Here is a 20,019-nt window from a genome sequence, read left to right as displayed (position 1 = left end):
TTTTTCTTCGATGATTTCATGCTCGGGCGTGCGCGGCGCCGGGCCGCTGGCCAGCGCGGTCGGCGCGGCGGCCGGCGCGCGCTGCTGCGCCACGAGCGTGGCGCCAAGCGCCAGCACGCTCACGCCCAGCACGCCGATGGCCGCCCAGAGCCAGCGCAGCGGCGGGCCGGAGGCGGCGGGCAGCGCCGCCGGCGTGGCGGCAGAGAGGGCGGGTGGCGTGGAAGGCGGTGCGTTCATGCGGATTTCCTGTGCAGGTGGGGTGGCAGGGCCACCGGGGCGCTCGGCGAGCGCGGTCCGCGACACGGTACACAGCACCCGCTGCCGGGATACGTCTGTTTGTAAACCCAGGTTATCGCACGGCGCTGCCGCCGCGCGCCGTTCAGGCCGCGGTCGCCACTGCCTCGCTGCGCTCCTGCAGCGCGCGCGCGCAGCCGGCCGACAGCAGCAGCACGGCCGACGAAAAATAGATCCACACCAGCAGCGCCACCAGCGAGCCCGCCGCACCGTAGGCCGACACCACGGCCGCACTGGCGAGGTAGGCCGACAGGGCATGGCGCCCCACGGTGAACAGGCCCGCGCCGATCACCGCGCCCAGCGCCAGGTAGCGCAGGCGCGGCTTGGGATCGACGCTGATGCGCATGAGCCCGAAGAACAGCGCGGCGGCGAACACAAACGACACCCCCTCGCTGAGCGCCACCAGCAGCACATGGAACGGCAGGTGCTTGCCCAGCCAGGCCGAGGCCACGGCCAGCGCGGCCGACACCAGCAGCGACACCAGCAGCAGGAACCCCATCGCCAGCACATAGGCCAGGCCGCGCACGCGCATCGTTGCCGTGATCCACCACGCGGGCCGGGACGATGGCGCGGGGTTCTCTTCCTGCCACAGCCGCGCAAAAGCCGCCTGCAGCTCGGCGAACACACCGGTGGCGCCCCACAGCAGCAGCAGCAGGGCCACGGCCGAGGCCGCCAGCCCCTGCGACGGCGCCTTGGCGCTGGCCAGCGCCTGCTGCACCACCTCGGCGGTGCGGTCGCCGCTGAGCGCGCGGATCTGCGCGAGAAGGTTGTTCTCGACCAGCGAGCGGTCCACCCACCAGCCGAGTGCGGCCACTACCACCACCAGCAGCGGCGCCAGGCTCAGCATGCCGTAGAACGACATCGCCGCGCTCATGCGCAGGCCGTCGGCGCCCAGCCACAGCTCGACAGCGCGCACCGGCCACCAGGGGCGCGGCGGCGCCGAACTCACAAAGCGCGCAGGGTCATCGGGCAGCACGGGCATGCGGACCACTGTAGCCGCCGGGCGCGGGCTGCGGTGTCGGACCGGGCCGTCTTTTCATCACTATCAAAGTGATAGCTTTCAGCGCTTTCCCCATAAGCGCCAGAGGCTATTTTTACCTGAAATTACAAGTTCGGCCCGAGCAGGCGGCGCAGTTCGGCCTCCGGCATGCCGCGGCGCTCGGCCATGTCGCGCACCTGGTCGTCGCCGATCTTGCCGACGCTGAAGTACACGCTCTCAGGGTGCCCGATGTAAAAGCCGCTGACGCTGGCGGCCGGCGACATCGCCAGGCTCTCGGTGAGCGACATGCCGATCTCGTCGCAGCGCAGGAGCGCGAACAGGTCGTGCTTGGCGCTGTGGTCGGGGCAGGCGGGGTAGCCGGGCGCGGGGCGGATGCCGGCGTACTTCTCGGCGATCAGGTCGGCGTTGTTGAGCTGCTCGCCGCCGGCGTAGCCCCACAGGTCGGTGCGCACGCGCTGGTGCAGGCACTCGGCAAAGGCCTCGGCCAGGCGGTCGGCCAGGCTCTTGAACAGGATGGCCGAGTAGTCGTCGAGCGCGGCTATGAAGGCCTGCTCTTTCTTCTCGATCCCCAGGCCGGCCGTGACGGCGAACATGCCGGCGTAGTCGGCGATGCCGCTGTCCTTGGGCGCGACGAAGTCGGCCAGGCAGCGGCTCGGGCGCGTCACGCCGTCCACGGTGTGCTTCTCGGTCTGCTGGCGCAGGCCGTACCAGGTCATCGCGACCTGGCAGCGCGTCTCGTCGGTGTAGAACTCGATGTCATCGCCCACGCTGTTGGCCGGGTACAGCCCCAGCACGCCGCTGGCCTGGAGCCAGCGCCCGTCGATGATTTTCTTCAGCATGGCCTGGCCGTCGGCGAACACGCGCGTGGCCTCCTGGCCCACCACCTTGTCGGTCAGGATCGCGGGGTACGGCCCGGCCAGGTCCCAGGTCTGAAAGAACGGGCCCCAGTCGATGAAGGACACGAGTTCGTTCAGGTCGAAATTCTTGAACACACGCCGGCCGAGCGCGCGCGGGCGCGGCGGCTGGTAGCCGCTCCAGTCGATCGGGGTCTTGTTGGCGCGGATCTTGGCCAGCGGCCACAGCGGCGTCTGCTTCTTGTTGGCGTGCTGGGTACGCACCTTGTCGTAGTCGGCGTTGACCTCTTGCACGAAGGCCTCGACGTTGTCGCCGAGCAGGCTCTGCGCCACGCCCACGCTGCGCGAGGCGTCGGGCACGTAGACCACGGGGCCGCCGTAGTGCGGCGCGATCTTCACGGCCGTGTGCACGCGGCTGCAGGTGGCGCCGCCGATCAGGAGCGGAATCTTCTTGACGCGGAAATGGTCGTCCTTGTGCATTTCGGCGGCCACGTACTGCATCTCTTCGAGGCTGGGGGTGATCAGGCCCGACAGGCCTACGATGTCGGCGCCCTCGGCCTTGGCGCGCGCGAGGATTTCATGGCAGGGCACCATCACGCCCATGTTGATGACCTCGAAGTTGTTGCACTGCAAGACCACGGTAACGATGTTCTTGCCGATGTCGTGCACGTCGCCCTTGACGGTGGCGATGACGATCTTGCCTTTCGTGCGCACGTCGCGCCCGGCCAGCTCGTCCTGGCGCTTTTCTTCCTCGATATAGGGGATCAGGTGCGCGACGGCGAGCTTCATCACGCGCGCCGACTTCACGACCTGCGGCAGGAACATCTTGCCTGCGCCGAACAGGTCGCCAACGATGGACATGCCGGCCATCAGCGGTCCCTCGATCACGTGCAGCGGGCGCCCCCCCTGCGCCAGGATCTGCTGGTAGGCCTCTTCGGTGTCTTCGACGATGAAGTCGGTGAAGCCGTGCACCAGCGCGTGCGACAGGCGCTCTTCGACGGTCTTCGGCGCCTCGGGCGTGCCGCGCCATTCGAGCTTCTTGCCCTCGTCCTTGGCGCCGCTCTTGGCGGTCTCGGCCACTTCGAGCAGCCGCTCGGCCGCATCGGGGCGGCGGTTGAGGATCACGTCCTCGACGCGCTCGCGCAGCTCGGGCTCGAGGTCGTCGTAGACGCCCACCATGCCGGCGTTGACGATGCCCATGTCCATGCCGGCCTGGATCGCGTGGTACAGGAACACGGTGTGGATGGCCTCGCGCACCGGGTCGTTGCCGCGGAAGCTGAACGACACGTTCGAAACCCCGCCCGACACCTTGGCGCCCGGCAGGTTGGCCTTGATCCAGCGCGTGGCCTCGATGAACTCGACCGCGTAGTTGGCATGCTCCTCGATGCCGGTGGCGACCGCGAAGATGTTCGGGTCGAAGATGATGTCCTCGGGCGGAAAGCCGACCTCGTCGACCAGGATGCGGAAGGCGCGCTCGCAGATCTCGATCTTGCGCGCGAAGGTGTCGGCCTGGCCTTTTTCGTCGAAGGCCATGACCACGGCGGCGGCGCCGTAGCGGCGCACCAGGCGCGCGTGGTGCTTGAAGGCGTCCACGCCCTCCTTCATGCTGATCGAGTTGACGATGGGCTTGCCCTGGATGCAGCGCAGGCCGGCCTCGATCACCTCCCACTTGGAGCTGTCGACCATGATCGGCAGGCGCGCGATGTCGGGCTCGGACGCGATCAGGTTCAGGAAGCGCACCATGGCGGCCTTGCTGTCGAGCATGGCCTCGTCCATGTTGATGTCGATGATCTGCGCGCCGTTCTCGACCTGCTGGCGCGCCACGGCCAGGGCGTCCTCGAACTGGCCGTTCAGGATCAGGCGCGCAAAGGCCTTCGAGCCGGTGACGTTGGTGCGCTCGCCCACGTTGACGAACAGCGAATCGGCGCCAATGGAGACGGGCTCCAGGCCCGACAGCTTGAGGGGAGGAGGAAACACTTCAGACATACAGCTCACCTGTAAAAAACGGCAATAAACAGGTGAGCGTCGTTGGGTGGGCCTGCTGCGGCACCCGAGCCTGACGGCTACCGGCTCGGGGCCAGGGCTGCCGCTGCAACGCTCCTCGGAGGAAAGCAACCATTTTAAGGGATGGCCCGCTGCCGTGCGGCCGCAGGGCTGCGGCGCCGGGCGCGGCTCAGGCCGCCGAGGCCGGCAGGCCAAACACCCGGTCGAACGCCAGGTTGAAGGCAAAGGTGTAGCAGAGGAAGAAGAGCATCAGCCCGATGTCCATCACGAAGGCCTGCCACAGGCCCACGCCAAACCACCAGGCGAACAAGGGCACCAGCATGAACACCAAGCCGCCCTCGAACCCGATCGCGTGCGCGACGCGGCGCGCGATGCTGCGCCCGCGCACGGCCTGGCGCGCCTCCCAGCGCTCGAAGGCGCTGTTGAAGACGATGTTCCAGACCACGGCAATGACCGAGGACGCAGCCGCCACCACGCCCGCGTGGCCCGCACCGGCGCCGGTGAGCTGGGCCAGCCCGGCGGTGGCCACGGCGATGGCGATCAGTTCGTAGAGCGTGACGTAGACGATGCGGCGCTTGGGGCCCTGCAGGCCGCGCTGGTGGGGGATGGCAGAAGACATGGCCTCGACTTTATGTGTGATTGCCTGACACTAAAAGTCAGCTTGTTTCAATTTTTCTGATAATTGGCGCATGGCATTTTCTTCCGACAGCGTCCAGGTCTTTCTCGCCGTGCTCGACCGCGGCTCGTTCTCGGCGGCCGCGCGCGCCCTGGGCCGCGTGCCCTCGGCCGTGAGCATGGCCGTGGGGCACCTGGAGGCCGAACTGGACGTGCTGCTGTTCGAGCGCGCCGGCCGCGAGCCGCGCCCGACGGCCGCGGCGCGCGCCCTGGAGCCGCAGGCGCGGCTGCTGGCGGCGCAGCTGCAGCAGCTCAATGCGCAGGCGCTGTCGCTGACGCAGGGGCTGGAAGAGCGCCTGACGCTGGCGATCGCCCCCGAGCTGCTGGCCGCACCCTGGAGCGCGCCGCTGGCCGCGCTGGCGCAGGACCACCCGCTCCTGCAGGTCGAGGTGCTCGCCGCGCCGCAGGCCGACGCGCTCGACCTGCTGCACACCGGGCGCGCGCAGCTGGCGCTGGTGTTCGAGCGCCCCAGCATGGACGGGCGCGAGGGCTTCCAGGAAGTCGGCACCGAGGCCCTGGTCGCCGTGATGGCGCCGCAGCACCCGGTGCTGGCGGCCGCGCGCGCTGCCGCGGTGGCGCGCGGCGAGACCGCCGCCAGCGCGCGCCTGCGCGAAGAGCACCTGACGACCACGCGCCAGATCGTCGTGGCCGGCCGCGACCTGGCGCACAGCGACCCGCGCTTCGTGTTTGCGCGCCACTGCTGGCGCACCGACAACCACATCGCCGCGCTCGGCCTGATCGAGGCCGGCCTGGGCTGGGGCTGGCAGCCGCGTGCCCTGGTGCAGCCGCGCATCGAGGCCGGCACGCTGGTCGAGATGCCGTTCGAGAACCTGAGCAACGGCGTGGAGCTGTGGGTGGACCTGGTCTGGTCCAAGGAGCGCCCGCTGGGCCTGGGCGCGCGGCGCTTTGTGGCGCTGATGGGCGAAAGCGCCGCCGCCGGGGCGCCGGGCACCGCGGCACAAAAATCGGGCAAAAAAAGGCTATAGCCCTTACCCCGCCAGCGCGCACAGCCATTGATTCAGTAGCATTGAAGCCCTCGTGCGCGGGGCGGTGGCACGGGGCGCATGCCGGTCTCGCCTAAGCTGGGCGCTTCCCCCTTTTTCTGGAGAACCGCATGGCCTCCCCTTTCGACAGCCAGCACGCCGATGTGGCGCACCCCTGGTCCGCGTGGCAGCCCGCCGCCAGCGGCAAAGGCAGCAAGGCCGCCGCCGTGTCGCTGGCCGACTTCGACCCCGCGGCCAAGCCGTTCTCGCGGGGCAACAAGGCCCAGGACAAGGCCGCGGTGGAGGCGCTGGCGCTCGAACTCGACGAGCTGCAGAACCGCCTCTACGCCGACCGGCGCTACAAGCTGCTGGTGGTGCTGCAGGGCACCGACACCGCCGGCAAGGACGGCACCATCCGCAGCGTGTTCGGCCGCATGAGCGCGCTGGGCGTGCACGTGGTGGGCTGGAAGGCGCCCACCGAAGCCGAGCGCGCGCACGACTTCCTGTGGCGCATCCACCAGCAGGTGCCCGGCGCGGGCGAGGTCACGGTGTTCAACCGCAGCCACTACGAGGATGTGCTGGTGCCCGTGGTCAACGGCACCCTCACGCGCGCGCAGCAGCGCGAGCGCTTCGGGCACATCAACGCCTTCGAGCGCCTGCTCAGCGACACCGGCACCGTGGTCGTGAAATTCATGCTGCATATCAGCGCCGACGAGCAGCGCGACCGCCTGCAGGAGCGCCTGGACGACCCCACCAAACACTGGAAATTCGACCTGGGCGACATCGCCGTGCGCCAGCAGTGGGCCGCGTACCAGTCGGCCTATGAAACGCTGCTGGCGGCCACGCACACGCGCTGGGCGCCCTGGACCATCGTGCCGGCCAACTCCAAGACCCACCGCAACCTGATGATCGCCACGGTGCTGCGCGAGGTGCTGCGCAACCTCGACCTGCGCTACCCGCCGGGCGACCCGGCGCTGGAGCACTTCACGGTCGAGTGAAGGGAAGGCTGCCAGGCCCGGCCTGCCGCGCCTACCAGGCGCGCGCCACCGCCTCGGCAATCAGGCTCTCGCCGTGCGCCTGCAGCAAAGAACGAGCCGGCGCGAGGCCGGCGAAAGATAACCGTCGCGCCGGTAGGTCACCCCCAGCGGGCGCACCAGGGTGGTCTCCGTCAACAGGACTTCCTTGAGCCGGTGGTCGCTCTTGTGGGCCCAGGGCCTCTGGCACTGCGCCCTGAAAACCTCGGAACGGCCATCGCGCCTTCACAGCGCCGCCGGCCTCGCCTAAGCTTGCCGCTTCGCCCCTTTTCCGGAGCAAGGCATGGCTTTCCCTTTTTGCAGACCCTGCAGCGCGCAGTCCCCGGGGGCGACGCCATGAACGCCTCCGTGCGAACCCCTGGCAGCGCCGCCGCCCTGGTGGCGCTGTCGGCCGCCGGCTTCGGCGCCCTGGCGATCTTCGTGCGCGCTGCCTACGACGAAGGCGCGGACATGCTGGGCGTGCTGCTGCCGCGCTTTGCGCTGGCGGCGCTGGCGCTGTGGCTGCTGCTGCGCTGGCGGCACACCGGCCTGCCGGCGCGCGCGCGCCTGCCCGCCCTGGTGCTGATGGGCGCGGCCTATGTGGCGCAGTCGTTCTGCTTTTTTGGCGCGCTCCTGTTCCTTCCGGCCGGCATGGTGGCGCTGCTCTTGTACCTGTACCCGCTGTTCGTGGTGCTGCTGTCGTGGCTGCTGGGCCTCGAATCGCTCACGCGGCGGCGCCTGGTGGCGTTGGCGGTGTGCAGCGCCGGCACGGTGCTGACGCTGGGCTGGAGCCCGGGCCAGGGCGGCGGCCCGGCGCTCGACCCGCGCGGCGTGGCGCTGGCGCTGGGGGCGGCCTGCATCTACGCCTGCTACATCATCGGCGGCAGCCGGGCGACGCGCGGCGTGGCGCCGCTGGCGTCGACCGCGGTGATCCTCACCAGCGCGGCCGCCGTGCTGGCCTGCGTGGCCAGCGTGCGCGCGCTGGGGGGCCTGCCGCCGCAGCTGGCGCAGACGCTGCCGGGCTGGGGCGCCGTGGCCGCCATCGTGCTGGTGTCCACGGTGCTGGCCATTGGCCTGTTCGTCGCCGGGCTGGAGCGCCTGGGGGCGTCGCGCACCGCGCTGATCTCGATGCTCGAGCCCGTGGTCACGGTGCTGCTGGCCTGGGTCTTCCTGCAGGAGCACCTGGGCGCAGCGCAGCTGGCGGGCGGCGCGCTGGTGCTGGGCGGCGCCCTGCTGCTGGCCACCGAACGCGGCGCGCCGGCCCCGGCCGCCTGAAGCGCGGCAGCGCCGGAGGCAGGTTATGCGGGAAATGCATGACCACGAAACACCGCGGCGTTGGACACCGGCAGGGCAGTGCTTCTAAGCTAGGCGACCTTCACATCCTCCGGTCAGGATTGCCGCCATGTCACCCACCCCCAGCACCCCCGGCGTGCCCACGCACGCCCTGCCCTCGTACCTGCAGGCCGACCACCTCGGCCCCTGGGGCAACTACCTCAAGCAGGTCGACCGCGTCACGCCCTACCTGGGCCACCTCGCGCGCTGGGTCGAGACCCTCAAGCGCCCCAAGCGCATCCTGATCGTCGACGTGCCGATCGAACTCGACAACGGCACCATCGCCCACTTCGAGGGCTACCGCGTGCAGCACAACCTCTCGCGCGGCCCGGGCAAGGGTGGCGTGCGCTTCCACCAGGACGTGACGCTGTCGGAGGTGATGGCGCTGTCGGCCTGGATGTCGGTGAAGAACGCCGCCGTCAACGTGCCCTACGGCGGCGCCAAGGGCGGCATCCGTGTCGACCCGAAAAAGCTCTCGCGCAGCGAGCTCGAGCGCCTGACGCGCCGCTACACCAGCGAGATCGGCCTGATCATCGGCCCGAGCAAGGACATCCCGGCGCCCGACGTCAACACCAACGAGCAGATCATGGCGTGGATGATGGACACCTATTCGATGAACACCGGCGTGACGGCCACCGGCGTCGTCACCGGCAAGCCCATCGACCTGGGCGGCTCGCTCGGCCGGCGCGAGGCGACGGGCCGCGGCGTGTTCACCGTCGGCATGGAAGCGGCGCACCACACGGGCCTCAAGGTCGAGGGCGCGCGCCTGGCCGTGCAGGGCTTTGGCAACGTCGGCGGCACGGCGGCCAAGCTGTTTGGCGAGGCCGGCACGCGCCTGGTGGCCGTGCAGGACCACACCGGCACCGTCTACCGCGACGCGGGGCTGGACGTGGCGGCGCTCACCGCCCACGTCGCTGACAGCGGCGGCGTGGCCGGCTTTGCCGGCGCCGAAGCCCTGGACAACAGCGCCTTCTGGGCCGTGCCCTGCGACATCCTGATCCCCGCCGCGCTCGAGAGCCAGATCACCGCCGACAACGCCGGCCAGATCCAGGCGCGCATGGTCATCGAGGGCGCCAACGGCCCCACCACGCCCGAGGCCGACGACATCCTGCACGACAAGGGCGTGCTGGTGCTGCCCGACGTGATCGCCAACGCCGGCGGCGTGACGGTGAGCTACTTCGAGTGGGTGCAGGACTTCTCGAGCTTCTTCTGGAGCGAAGACGAGATCAACGCCCGCCTGGTGCGCATCATGAAAGAGGCCTTTGCCGGCATCTGGCAGGTGGCGCAAGAGCACCAGGTGAGCCTGCGCACCGCGACCTTCATCGTCGCCTGCACGCGCATGCTGCACGCACGCGAAATGCGCGGCCTGTACCCCTGAAGCGGGCGCGGCCGCCCGGCCGCGCAGATTTCCAAGCCAAAAGAGCTGCCAACGCTTATCCAGCAAGCGTTAGCAGCTCTTTTTTGATAGTCACAGCGCCCGCCCGGGCGCTGCAGTATCAGGCCTCTGCGGCGTAGAAACCCGCGCGCTGCAGCGGCCGCGTGGCGACCGGGCCCACGGCCCGCGCGATCGCGCCGATGTGGTCGGGCGTGGTGCCGCAGCAGCCGCCGACGATGTTGACCAGCCCCTCGGCGGCGAATTCGTGCACCAGGCGGCTCGTGACCTCGGGCGTCTCGTCGAAGCCGGTGTCGCTCATCGGGTTGGGCAGGCCGGCGTTCGGGTAGCAGCTGATGAAAGTGTCGGGCGCGGCCTTGGCCAGTTCCTGGATGTAGGGGCGCATCAGCGCCGCGCCTAAAGCGCAGTTCAGGCCCACGGCCAGCGGCCGCGCGTGGCGCACGCTGTGCCAGAACGCCGTGACGGTCTGGCCCGAGAGGATGCGGCCCGATGCGTCGGTGACGGTGCCGCTGATGATCAGCGGCAGGCGCTCGCCAGTCTTCTCGAACACTTCCTCGACCGCGAACAGCGCGGCCTTGGCGTTGAGCGTGTCGAAAATCGTCTCGACCAGGATCACGTCGGCGCCGCCCTCGATCAGCGCCTCGGTCTGCTCGAAGTAGGCCGCGCGCAGCTGCTCGAAGGTGATGTTGCGCGCGCCGGGGTCATTCACGTCGGGGCTGATGCTGGCGGTCTTGGGCGTCGGGCCCAGGGCGCCGGCGACAAAGCGCGGCTTGTCGGGCGTCGAATATTTGTCGCACGCGGCACGCGCCAGCCGGGCCGAGGCCAGGTTCATCTCGCGCGCGAGGTCGGCCATTTTGTAGTCCTCCTGCGCCACCGTGGTGGCGCCGAAGGTGTTGGTCTCGATCAGGTCGGCGCCGGCGGCGAGATAGCCCTCGTGGATGTCGCGGATGACGTCGGGCCGCGTGAGCGAGAGCAGTTCGTTGTTGCCCTTGACGTCGCGCGGAAAGTCCTTGAAGCGCTCGCCCGCGCTGCCGGGTCCGCTGTAGCCCTCGCCCCGGTACTGCGCCTCGCCCAGCTTGAAGCGCTGGATCATGGTGCCCATGGCGCCGTCGAGGATGGCGATGCGTTGGGCCAGGATGGCGGGAAGCTGTGCGGCGCGGGTGTAGTGAAGGGCTTGCATGGAGCGATTGTAGAAAGAGCGCCCCGCCCGGCGCCGCGCGCGGGCATTGCGCGCCGTCGCCGCAACGGCTTTATGGCCCGTCCGGGGCCGCATAGCGCGCACGCGCCATGCGGAACGTCAGGTTCCAGCGCGCGCTGCCCAGCAGGTCGTGGTGGCCGTCCTTGAGCGGGTTGACGCCGTGGTAGGCCATGCGCGCGGGGCCGCCCCACACCACCACATCGCCATGCTGCAGCGGCACGCGCTGCACCGGGTCGCTGCGGCGCAGGCCGCCCCACAGGAAGGTGGCGGACAGGCCCAGCGAGACCGAGACGATGGGCGCCGACAGGTCGGCCTCGTCCTCGTCGCGGTGCAGCGAGAGCTTGGCGCCGGGCACGTATCGGTTGATGAGGCAGGCATCGGGCACAAAGCCGGGGTGGCCGGCCGCGGCGGCGGCCGCCTGCGCCTGTGCGCGCAGCCACGCGGGCAGCGCGGGCCAGGGCTGGCCCGAGACGGGGTCGGTGGCGGTGTAGTGGTAGCGGCGTGCGTCCGACACCCACCCGAAGGCGCCGCAGTTGGTCATGGCCACCGACAGCGGTGCGCCGCCGGGCCGCACCATGGTGCGAAACGGCGCCTGCGCCGTGACCGCCGCCACCTGCGCCACCCACTGCGCGGCATGCGCGCGCGCCCAGCCGCGCAGCAGCATGGCGCCCGGCGAGAGCGTCTGCGGGCCGGGGTCGGGGGTGTCGAACAGGGGCAGCGTCATGGCAGGACATGCCATTGTAGAAACCACCCGCCGGCGCCGGCGGCGCACAATATGCGCCTTTGCGCGCCCGGGCCTCACCGCACGCTGGCGCCGCCTGAAATATCGGTCAAATCGGCCTTCAACGCTTGTCCATAAAGCGCTGGCAGCTATCAAACAAAGAGCATCCATTTGTCCCCCGCGCACTCCGTCCTGCAGGACGTCTTCGGTTACGAACAATTCCGCGGCCCGCAAGAGGCCATCACCCAGCATGTGATCGCCGGCGGCGACGCGCTCGTGCTGATGCCCACGGGCGGCGGCAAGAGCCTGTGCTACCAGGTGCCGGCCATCGTGCGCCAGCAGCAGGGGCACGGCGTGGCCATCGTCGTCTCGCCGCTGATCGCGCTGATGCACGACCAGGTCGGCGCGCTGCACGAGGCCGGCGTGAGTGCGGCGTTCCTGAACTCGACGCTGTCGTTCGACGAGGCGCAGGACGTGGAGCGGCGCCTGCAGACGGGCGGCATCACGCTCTTGTACGTGGCGCCCGAGCGGCTGAACACGCCGCGCTTCCTGGGCCTGCTCGACGGTCTGTACCAGCACGGCGGCCTGAGCCTGTTCGCCATCGACGAGGCGCACTGCGTGAGCCAGTGGGGCCACGACTTCCGGCCCGAGTACCGCGCACTGTCGGTGCTGCACGAGCGCTATGCCGGCGTGCCGCGCATCGCACTCACGGCCACGGCCGACGAGCTCACGCGCGCCGACATCGTCGAGCGCCTGCAGCTCGAAAGCGCGCGCCTGTTCATCAGCAGCTTCGACCGGCCCAACATCCGCTACACGATCGTCGAAAAGAAGGACGCCACCGCGCAGCTGCTGCGCTTCATCGAGCGCGAGCACGCGGGCGATGCCGGCGTGGTCTATTGCCAGTCCAGGAAGCGCGTCGAAGAGCTGGCCGCCACGCTGGTGGGGGCGGGCGTCAACGCCCTGCCCTACCACGCCGGTCTGCCGCAAGACGTGCGCCAGCAGAACCAGGACCGCTTCCTGCGCGAGGAAGGCATCGTGATGGTCGCGACCATCGCCTTCGGCATGGGCATCGACAAGCCCGACGTGCGCTTTGTCGGCCATGTGGACATGCCGAAGAACATCGAGGGCTACTACCAGGAAACCGGCCGCGCCGGCCGCGACGGCCTGGCCGCCGACGCCTGGATGGCCTATGGCCTCAACGACGTGGTCAACCAGCGCCGCATGATCGACGAGAGCCCGGCGGGCGAAGAGTTCAAGGCAGCGCTGCGCGGCAAGCTCGACGCGCTGCTGGGTCTGGCCGAGGCCACCGACTGCCGGCGCGTGCGCCTGCTGGCCTACTTCGGCGAGCCGTCCACGCCGTGCGGCAACTGCGACAACTGCATCAGCCCGCCCGCCGTGTGGGACGCGACGGACGCCGCGCGCAAGCTGCTGTCCACGATCTACCGCGTGCACGCGGCCAGCGGCATCGGCTTTGGCACCGGGCACATCATGGACATCCTGCGCGGCAAGAAGACCGAAAAAGTCGAGCAGTTCGGCCACGACAGGCTCTCGACCTTCGGCCTGGGTGCCGAATTCAGCGAGGCGCAGCTGCGCAGCGTGCTGCGCCAGCTGCTGGCCACCGGCGCCGTCGGCCTGCACAAGGTGATGCTCGAGAGCGGCCACAGCTTCGACACCCTGTGCCTGGCCGACGGCTCGCGCGCCGTGCTGCGCGGCGAGGTGCCGGTGCAGCTGCGCGAATCCACCGCGGCCGCGCCGCGCGAGCGCAAGCGCCGCAGCCCCGCCGGCACGCTGTCCCCGGCCGCCGCCAACCTGGACCAGGACGCGCAGGTGCGCTTCATCAACCTCAAGGCCTGGCGCGCCGAGGTGGCGCGCGAGCACGGCCTGCCGGCCTATGTGATCTTCCACGACGCGACGCTCGCGGCGATTGCGCAGCAGCCGCCGCGCACGCTCGACGACCTGCAGGGCATCAGCGGAATGGGGGCGAAGAAGCTCGAAGCCTATGGGGCGGATGTGCTGCGCGTGTGCGCGCAGTGACGGATCCGGAAAGCGCCATCTTCTGCCGCTTGCGCAGACCGAGCGCCAGCCCCGCCAAACCGAGCGCCAGCAGCGCCAGGCTGCCCGGTTCAGGCACCTGGAGGAAGCCGCGGATCTCGCCCGAAGGGAAGGTGCTGGAGTGGATATTGAGGTAGGCCTCTCCCGCCACCATGCCGGCGTACAGCGCCGCTTCGGCGCTGGCCGTGCTGCCGCCGTTGGCGGAGATGAACGCCGCGTTGTACGACGAGGCCAGGCCCATGTCGAAGGTGTGGTCGTAGGTGCCGGCGGTCACCCCGCTGGGAAATCCGGTAAAGGTGGGCGTGGTGGTGGCCACCAGGGCGTTGCCCGCGTTGGGCACCGCAGTGCAGCAGTGGATGTGGGACGCCGTCGTGCCCGCGACCAGCCCCGAAAAATCGACGCGGACCCGCATCGTGTGGGCGGCCAGGTCAAAATCGACGGTCGCAAAACCGGTGCCCGGGGAGGCCGTCGCTGGGGACTCGCTTGCTCCGTTGAGGACGGCGCTGAAGGTCACCGGGCTCGCCTGCACCACCGGAGCGCCGACAAGCGCTGCGGCCAGGGCCAGGCCCCTGAAGAAGGTGGAAGTCATGGCGGCTCTCCTTGAAGCTGCGTGTCGTGCCCCGCACGGACCGCAGAGCGCATGCATGCCGTCAAGCAAATTGCGCGCCAGCAGGCGGGCCGGCCACGCAAACCCTTGCGGGGCGCGGCTTCCGCAGGCTTCGGTGGACGCCCGCTGGCTTGGCCCGCGCAGCCGGTGGCAATTAATCCGACAGACGTTGCGTTGCATCCGGTGACGGATTTTTCGCCGGGCCGGCGCCCCGCCGGTCGTCTTTATCGGCGCTGGCGCGTTCTACACAGTGGGGTGAATCACTGCGGCCGCCCCTGGTGTCAACAGGCTGCGGGGGGCCACAACGTGCATGCCAACGCCTTTATTTCAGCCCGCGGGCGGCGCCTGGCGCTGGTGCTGTTCGTGCTGGTGGCCGCCGTGTGCGGCACCGCCGCCTTCGCACAGGCCGCCGGTGACCCGCCCGGGCGCGTGGCGCAGCTCAACTATTTCGACGGGCCCGTGAGCTTTGCGCCGGCCGGCTACGAACAGTGGGCCGGCGCGGTGCTGAACCGGCCGCTGACGCAGGGGGACCGGCTCTGGAGCGACGCCGGTGCGCGCTCCGAGCTGCACATCGGTTCGACCGCGCTGCGCATGGACGCGCAGACCAGCCTGGCCTTGTCCGCGCTCGACGACCAGACCGTGCAGCTCGCGCTGACCCAGGGCAGCCTGATCGCGCGCCTGCGCAGCCTGCCACCGGACCAGCGCTTCGAGGTCGACACGCCGAACCTGGCGTTCATGGCGTCGCAGCCCGGCAACTACCGGCTCGACGTGGACCCGGCCGCCGGCACCACGCGCGTGACGGTGCAGGCGGGCAGCGCCGTGGTCTATGGCAGCGACGGCGCATCGGTGGAGCTGGGCGCGCGCCAGCAGATCACGTTCGCGGGCGCGGACCTGGACCAGGTCGCCGGGCAGACCGCGCCGGCGCTGGACCCGTTGGACCGCTGGGCGGCGGCGCGCGACCTGGACGAAGACCGGTCGGTGGCGGCGCGCTATGTCTCGCGCGAGGTCATCGGCTACCAGCAGCTCGACCCGTACGGCGACTGGGAGGATGACCCGGCCTATGGCACCGTCTGGGTGCCGCGCGTGGCGGTGGCGGGCTGGGCGCCTTACCGCGTCGGCCACTGGGCCTCGATCGCGCCCTGGGGCTGGACCTGGATCGACGACGAGCCCTGGGGCTTTGCCCCGTTCCACTATGGCCGCTGGGCCCAGCGCGGTGCGCGCTGGTGCTGGGTGCCGGGCGCCGCTGCCGTGCGCCCGGTCTATGCGCCCGCGCTGGTGGGCTTTGTCGGCGGCAATGCGGGCGCCGGGAACTTCGGCATCGCGGTGGGCGGCGCCGTGCAGCCCGGGGTGGCCTGGTTTCCGCTGGCCCCCGGCGAAGCCTGGCGCCCGAGCTACCGGGCCAGCCCGGCCTACGTGCGCAACGTGAACCGCAGCGGGATGCGCCCCCACCCCCCGAACTCCGCGAACGCCGCCAGTGGCTACCGCTACCAGCACCTGCCGGCCGCCGTGACGGCGGTCACCGTCGCCGCGTTCGCGCAGGGCCAGCATGTGCGCGGCAACGCGCGCCCGGTGGCCGCGGCCGACCTGCAGCGCACCCGCACCGTGGCGCCGCCGGCCCCCACACGCGACCCGCGCAGCGTGTTCGGCGCCTCGCGACTGGCGCAGCCGCACCCCGCGCCACCGGCCGCCGTGGTTGACCGGCGCGTGGTCTCCCCCTCGGCCTTCCAGCACGGCCGCGGCGGTGGCGCACCGCTGCGCGAAGCCCTGCCAGGCCCGCCGCGGCAGCCCGAACCGCCGCACAGCGCGGCCGCCCCGGCGCGCGGCTTCTTGTCACCGGGCGCCGCCCCTGCGCAGCCCCCGGCCGTGCCACGCGCGCCCTTGGTGCAGCAGGAACCCAGACAACGCGAGCGGGCGCAGCCCAACCCGGCACTGCGTGAACCGAACGCGCCGGACACGCGGGCCGCACAGATGCAACAGGAACAACAGCGCGCACAGGCCGCCCGGCGCGCGCAAGCCCAGAACGAGCAGGCGGCGCGTGAACAGAATGCCCAGCGTGCGCAGGCCGCCCAGGCCGCACAGGTGCAGCAAGAGCAGCAGCGCGCGCAAAACACCCGGCGCGAACAGGCGCAGAGCGACCAGGCAGCCCGGGAACAGAACGCCCAGCGTGTGCAGGCCACCCGGGCCGCACAGCTGCAGCAGGAACAGCAGCGCGCGCAGGCCGCCCGGCGCGAGCAGGCGCAGAACGAACAGTCGGCCCGCGCTGCGCAGATGCAGGCGCAACGCGCACAGCAAGAACAGCAAATGCGCCAGGCCCAGGCCCAGCACATGCAGCAACAGCAGCAGCAGATGCAGGCGCAGCGTGCGGAGCAGCAAATGCGCCAGGCCCAGCGCGCGCAGCAGGAGCAGCAGATGCGCCAGGCCCAGAGTGAAGCCCAGCGCCAGCGGCCCCCGCAAGAGCCGCGCGGCACGCAGGTGCCCGACGACCGGGGCCGGCCTGGGGGCGGGCCGCAGCGCCCGCACCGCGAAGACCCGCGGCCGGCGCCAAACAACTGAGGGCGGGGCTTGCGCAGGCGCACCGGCCCGGTGCGGCCCAAGGCGGCTGCCCACCAGGGCGCAGCGCAAAATGCTTCCAAATAGTGAGCTAGAAGCGCTTATCCCATAAGCGTTACAGCCATTTTCTTAAACTTCACGCACCCTGCCAGGCACGCCGTGAAGCGCCTGCAAAAGAGCCGGCGCGGGCGCTGGCCGGGGCCCCCCGGCGCGGCGGCTTGCGCCATCCCAACACCCGGCGCGGCCGTATTGCCTAGACTGCGGCAGAGACACCCATCCAGCCCGAGAACGGAGACCCCCATGGCCGGCCCCACGCACGAGGTTTTCAACCAGTTCGACGAGCTCAGCGGCTACGACCTGCTGGCCACCGATGCCGCCCTGCGCGACGCGCTGGCGCGCGCGGGCGCGCAGTGGGCGCTGCCGCAGCTCGGCGCCTATGGCGCGCAGCTGGGCCGCGCCGAAACCTACCAGCTCGCGCGCGACGCCAACCGCCATGGGCCCGAGATGCGCCCCTTCGACAGCCGCGGGCGCCGTGTGGACCAGGTGGAATTCCACCCGAGCTGGCACACGCTGATGGCGCTGTACCGCGCGCAGGGACTGATCTCGCTGCCGTTTAGCAATGCGCAGCCGGGCCGCTGGAGCGCCTGGGCGGCGGGCTTTTACCTGCACGGCCAGGTCGAGCAGGGCACGCTGTGCCCCGCGACCATGACGACGGCGAGCATTCCGGTGCTGCAAAAAGAGCCGGCGCTGTGGGCGCAGCTGCAGGGCAAGCTCTACAGCGACGCCTACGACGCGCGCGACGTTCCGGTGGCCGACAAGGCCTCGGTCTGGCTGGGCATGGGCATGACCGAAAAGCAGGGCGGCTCGGACGTGCGCGCCAACACCACGCAGGCCACACCCTTGCGTTCGGGTCCGGGCGCCGGCGGGCGCGGCGGCGAATACCTGCTGCGCGGCCACAAGTGGTTCTTCTCGGCGCCGATGTGCGATGCACACCTGGTGGTGGCGCAAACGCCGCACGGCGGCCCGGCGTGCTTTTACGTGCCGCGCTGGCGCCCCGACGGCAGCAAGAACGCGGTGCACGTGCAGCGCCTCAAGGACAAGGTGGGCAACCGCAGCAATTCAAGCAGCGAGGTCGAGTTCGACGGCGCCTGGGGCCTGCTGATGGGCGAAGAGGGGCGCGGCATTCCAACCATCATCGAGATGGCGACCATGACGCGGCTCAACTGCGTGATCGGCAGCGCCGCGATGCTGCGCCAGGCAACCGTGCAGGCCATCGCCTATGCGCGCCAGCGCCAGGCCTTTGGCAAGCGCCTGGCCGAGCAGCCGCTGATGCGCTCCGTGCTGGCCGACCTGGCGCTGGAGAGCGAGGCCGCGCTGGTGCTGGCGATGCGGCTGGCGCACGCTTTCGAGCACGCCGACGACCCGGCGCAGCGCGCCTGGAAGCGCGTGGTGACGCCGGCGGCCAAGTTCTGGGTCTGCAAGCGCGCCGTGGAGCTCACGGGCGAGGCGATGGAGGTGTTTGGCGGCAACGGCTACGTCGAGGACGGCGTGATGGCGCGGCTGTTCCGCGAGGCGCCCGTCAACTCGATCTGGGAAGGCTCGGGCAACGTGATGTGCCTCGATGTGCTGCGGGCGCTCGCGCGCGAGCCCGAGGCCGCCGCCGCGCTGCTGGCCGAGCTGGCGCAGGACGCGGCCGGCGAGCCGCGCCTGGTGGCCGAGCTGGACACGCTGGCCCAGTGGCTGGGCCAGGGCGCGCCGGTGCCCGAGGCCGCCGCGCGCACCCTCACCCAGCGCCTGGCCCTGGTGGCCCAGGCCTGCCTGCTGCGCCGCCACGCGCCGGCCTGCGTGGCCGACGGCTTCATCGCCACGCGCTTTGCCGACCCGCACTGGGGCCGCGTGGTGGGCGCGCTGGACGCGCGCGCGCTCGCCGTGGACGCCCTGCTGGAGCGCGCCTTTCCGGCCTAGGCGCTGCGGATGCCACGCCGCCGATATGGATGAAAATCGCCTCTGGGGCTTATGGGACAATCGATTGAAGCTATCAAAAGAGAAGCGGAACCGGTGCGCCGCCCTCTTTCCAAAGAGGGACCTGCGGCCCCACAATGGCGCGCATGCTATCCCTCCAAGACATCCGCGACGCCGCCGCGCGCGTGCAAGGCCACGTGCTGAACACGCCCTGCGTCGAATCGCAGACGCTGTCGCAAATCGTCGGCGCGCAGATTTTTCTGAAGTTCGAGAACCTGCAGTTCACCGCCTCGTTCAAGGAGCGCGGCGCCTGCAACAAGCTCACGCTGCTCACGGCCGAGGAGCGCGCGCACGGCGTGGTCGCCATGAGCGCCGGCAACCACGCCCAGGGCGTGGCCTACCACGCGCAGCGCCTGGGTGTGCGCGCCGTCATCGTCATGCCGCGCTTCACGCCCGGCGTGAAGGTGGAACGCACGCGCGGCTTCGGCGCCGAGGTGGTGCTGCACGGCGACACGCTCGACGAGGCCCGCGCGCATGCCTATGCGCTGGCCCAGGCGCAGGGCCTGATCTTCGTCCACCCCTACGATGACGAAGCCGTGGCCGCCGGCCAGGGCACGCTGGCGCTGGAGATCCTGCAGGCCGTGCCCGACCTGGACACGCTGGTCATCGCCGTGGGCGGCGGCGGCCTGATCGCCGGCGTGGCTACGGCGGCCAAGGCGCTGCAGCCCGGCATCGAGATCGTGGGGGTGCAGACCACGCGCTTTCCGGCCATGGTGAACGCGGTGAAGGGCACGCACCACCCGCAGGGCACGTCGACCATTGCCGAGGGCATTGCCGTGGGCACGCCCGGCGTGATCACGCAGGAGGTGGTCAAGCGCCTGGTGGACGACCTGGTGCTGGTCGACGAGGGCGACATCGAGCAGGCCGTGCTGATGCTGCTCGAGATCGAAAAGACCCTGGTCGAGGGCGCCGGCGCGGCCGGGCTGGCCGCGCTGCTGCGCTACCCCGAGCGCTTTGCCGGCAAGAAGGTCGGTCTGGTGCTGTGCGGCGGCAACATCGACCCGCTGCTGCTGGCCGCGATCATCGAGCGCGGCATGGTGCGCTCGGGGCGCCTCGCGCGCATCAAGGTCAGCGCGCGCGACACCCCCGGGGCGCTCGCGCGCATCACGGCCACCGTGGCCGACGCCGGCGCCAACATCGAGGAGGTGCACCACCAGCGCGCCTTCACGCTGCTGTCGGCGCAGAACGTGGAGATCGAGCTGGTGCTGCAGACGCGCGGCCACGCCCATGTGGCCGAGGTGCTGGAGCAACTGCGCAGCGCCGGCATGGAGGCGGCTCTGGTGTGAAGTTCCGAGGACCTGCGGGCAATACCCGCCGATCG

Annotated in this window: 14 protein-coding genes, 1 pseudogene and 1 riboswitch; of the genes and pseudogenes, 8 read left to right on the top strand and 7 right to left on the bottom strand. The window is 70.6% G+C overall.

Annotated elements, in window-relative coordinates; translation table 11 throughout:
* The 4 genes and pseudogenes from B2J89_RS04035 to B2J89_RS04020 all read right to left on the bottom strand — a co-directional run.
* A pseudogene (locus B2J89_RS04035) lies at positions 1-237 on the bottom strand (hypothetical protein); the annotation flags it as partial.
* A gap of 142 nt (positions 238-379) precedes the next feature.
* A complete protein-coding gene (locus B2J89_RS04030; RefSeq protein ID WP_169167942.1) occupies positions 380-1,276 on the bottom strand; it encodes a YihY/virulence factor BrkB family protein in 897 nt (298 codons plus the stop codon).
* A gap of 122 nt (positions 1,277-1,398) precedes the next feature.
* Positions 1,399-4,134, bottom strand: coding sequence for a methionine synthase (gene metH, locus B2J89_RS04025; RefSeq protein ID WP_169167941.1), 2,736 nt, complete (start codon positions 4,132-4,134; stop codon positions 1,399-1,401).
* A 27-nt stretch (positions 4,135-4,161) separates the two neighbouring features.
* A riboswitch (S-adenosyl-L-homocysteine riboswitch) is annotated at positions 4,162-4,257 on the bottom strand.
* Between the two features lie 64 nt (positions 4,258-4,321).
* Entirely contained in the window at positions 4,322-4,741 is a 420-nt protein-coding gene (locus B2J89_RS04020) for a PACE efflux transporter (protein WP_169167977.1), read from the bottom strand.
* Between the two features lie 100 nt (positions 4,742-4,841).
* Here B2J89_RS04020 and B2J89_RS04015 point away from each other — a divergent pair, with 100 nt between their 5' ends.
* The 4 genes from B2J89_RS04015 (at position 4,842) to B2J89_RS04000 (ending at position 9,533) form a co-directional block, all read left to right on the top strand.
* A complete protein-coding gene (locus B2J89_RS04015) occupies positions 4,842-5,813 on the top strand; it encodes a LysR family transcriptional regulator (RefSeq protein WP_169167940.1) in 972 nt (323 codons plus the stop codon).
* Positions 5,814-5,941: 128 nt separating this feature from the next.
* On the top strand, positions 5,942-6,808 hold the full coding sequence (locus B2J89_RS04010; protein WP_169167939.1) for a PPK2 family polyphosphate kinase: 867 nt from the start codon (positions 5,942-5,944) through the stop codon (positions 6,806-6,808).
* A 372-nt stretch (positions 6,809-7,180) separates the two neighbouring features.
* Positions 7,181-8,098 carry a DMT family transporter gene (locus B2J89_RS04005; protein WP_169167938.1) on the top strand — a complete coding sequence of 306 codons (918 nt, stop codon included), beginning with the start codon at positions 7,181-7,183 and terminating at the stop codon, positions 8,096-8,098.
* Positions 8,099-8,225: 127 nt separating this feature from the next.
* Positions 8,226-9,533 carry a Glu/Leu/Phe/Val dehydrogenase gene (locus tag B2J89_RS04000; RefSeq protein WP_169167937.1) on the top strand — a complete coding sequence of 436 codons (1,308 nt, stop codon included), beginning with the start codon at positions 8,226-8,228 and terminating at the stop codon, positions 9,531-9,533.
* 118 nt (positions 9,534-9,651) lie between these two features.
* Here the strand turns inward: B2J89_RS04000 and B2J89_RS03995 are convergent, their stop codons facing one another.
* Both B2J89_RS03995 and alkB read right to left on the bottom strand, forming a co-directional pair.
* The gene (locus B2J89_RS03995; RefSeq protein ID WP_169167936.1) at positions 9,652-10,728 is read right to left on the bottom strand and encodes a homocysteine S-methyltransferase family protein; all 1,077 of its coding nucleotides are present in this window, start codon (positions 10,726-10,728) and stop codon (positions 9,652-9,654) included.
* Between the two features lie 70 nt (positions 10,729-10,798).
* The gene (gene alkB / locus B2J89_RS03990; RefSeq protein WP_169167935.1) at positions 10,799-11,470 is read right to left on the bottom strand and encodes a DNA oxidative demethylase AlkB; all 672 of its coding nucleotides are present in this window, start codon (positions 11,468-11,470) and stop codon (positions 10,799-10,801) included.
* 168 nt (positions 11,471-11,638) lie between these two features.
* Between alkB and recQ the strand changes: the two genes are divergently transcribed.
* Positions 11,639-13,501 carry a DNA helicase RecQ gene (gene recQ, locus B2J89_RS03985; protein ID WP_169167934.1) on the top strand — a complete coding sequence of 621 codons (1,863 nt, stop codon included), beginning with the start codon at positions 11,639-11,641 and terminating at the stop codon, positions 13,499-13,501.
* On the opposite strand, the gene B2J89_RS03980 is transcribed toward recQ, so the two are convergent.
* Positions 13,434-14,108 carry a CHRD domain-containing protein gene (locus B2J89_RS03980; protein WP_169167933.1) on the bottom strand — a complete coding sequence of 225 codons (675 nt, stop codon included), beginning with the start codon at positions 14,106-14,108 and terminating at the stop codon, positions 13,434-13,436. The genes recQ and B2J89_RS03980 overlap by 68 nt on opposite strands.
* Before the next feature lie 324 nt (positions 14,109-14,432).
* Between B2J89_RS03980 and B2J89_RS03975 the strand changes: the two genes are divergently transcribed.
* The 3 genes from B2J89_RS03975 (at position 14,433) to B2J89_RS03965 (ending at position 19,984) form a co-directional block, all read left to right on the top strand.
* A complete protein-coding gene (locus B2J89_RS03975; RefSeq protein ID WP_169167932.1) occupies positions 14,433-16,679 on the top strand; it encodes a DUF6600 domain-containing protein in 2,247 nt (748 codons plus the stop codon).
* Positions 16,680-16,976: 297 nt separating this feature from the next.
* A complete protein-coding gene (locus B2J89_RS03970) occupies positions 16,977-18,641 on the top strand; it encodes an acyl-CoA dehydrogenase family protein (protein WP_169167931.1) in 1,665 nt (554 codons plus the stop codon).
* A 143-nt stretch (positions 18,642-18,784) separates the two neighbouring features.
* A complete protein-coding gene (locus tag B2J89_RS03965) occupies positions 18,785-19,984 on the top strand; it encodes a threonine ammonia-lyase (RefSeq protein WP_169167930.1) in 1,200 nt (399 codons plus the stop codon).
* The last annotated feature ends 35 nt before the right edge of the window (positions 19,985-20,019 follow it).

Source organism: Acidovorax sp. SRB_24, from assembly GCF_012931925.1.
Note: the sequence above shows the minus strand (reverse complement) of the source record. Positions and strands in the feature narration are given on the sequence as shown.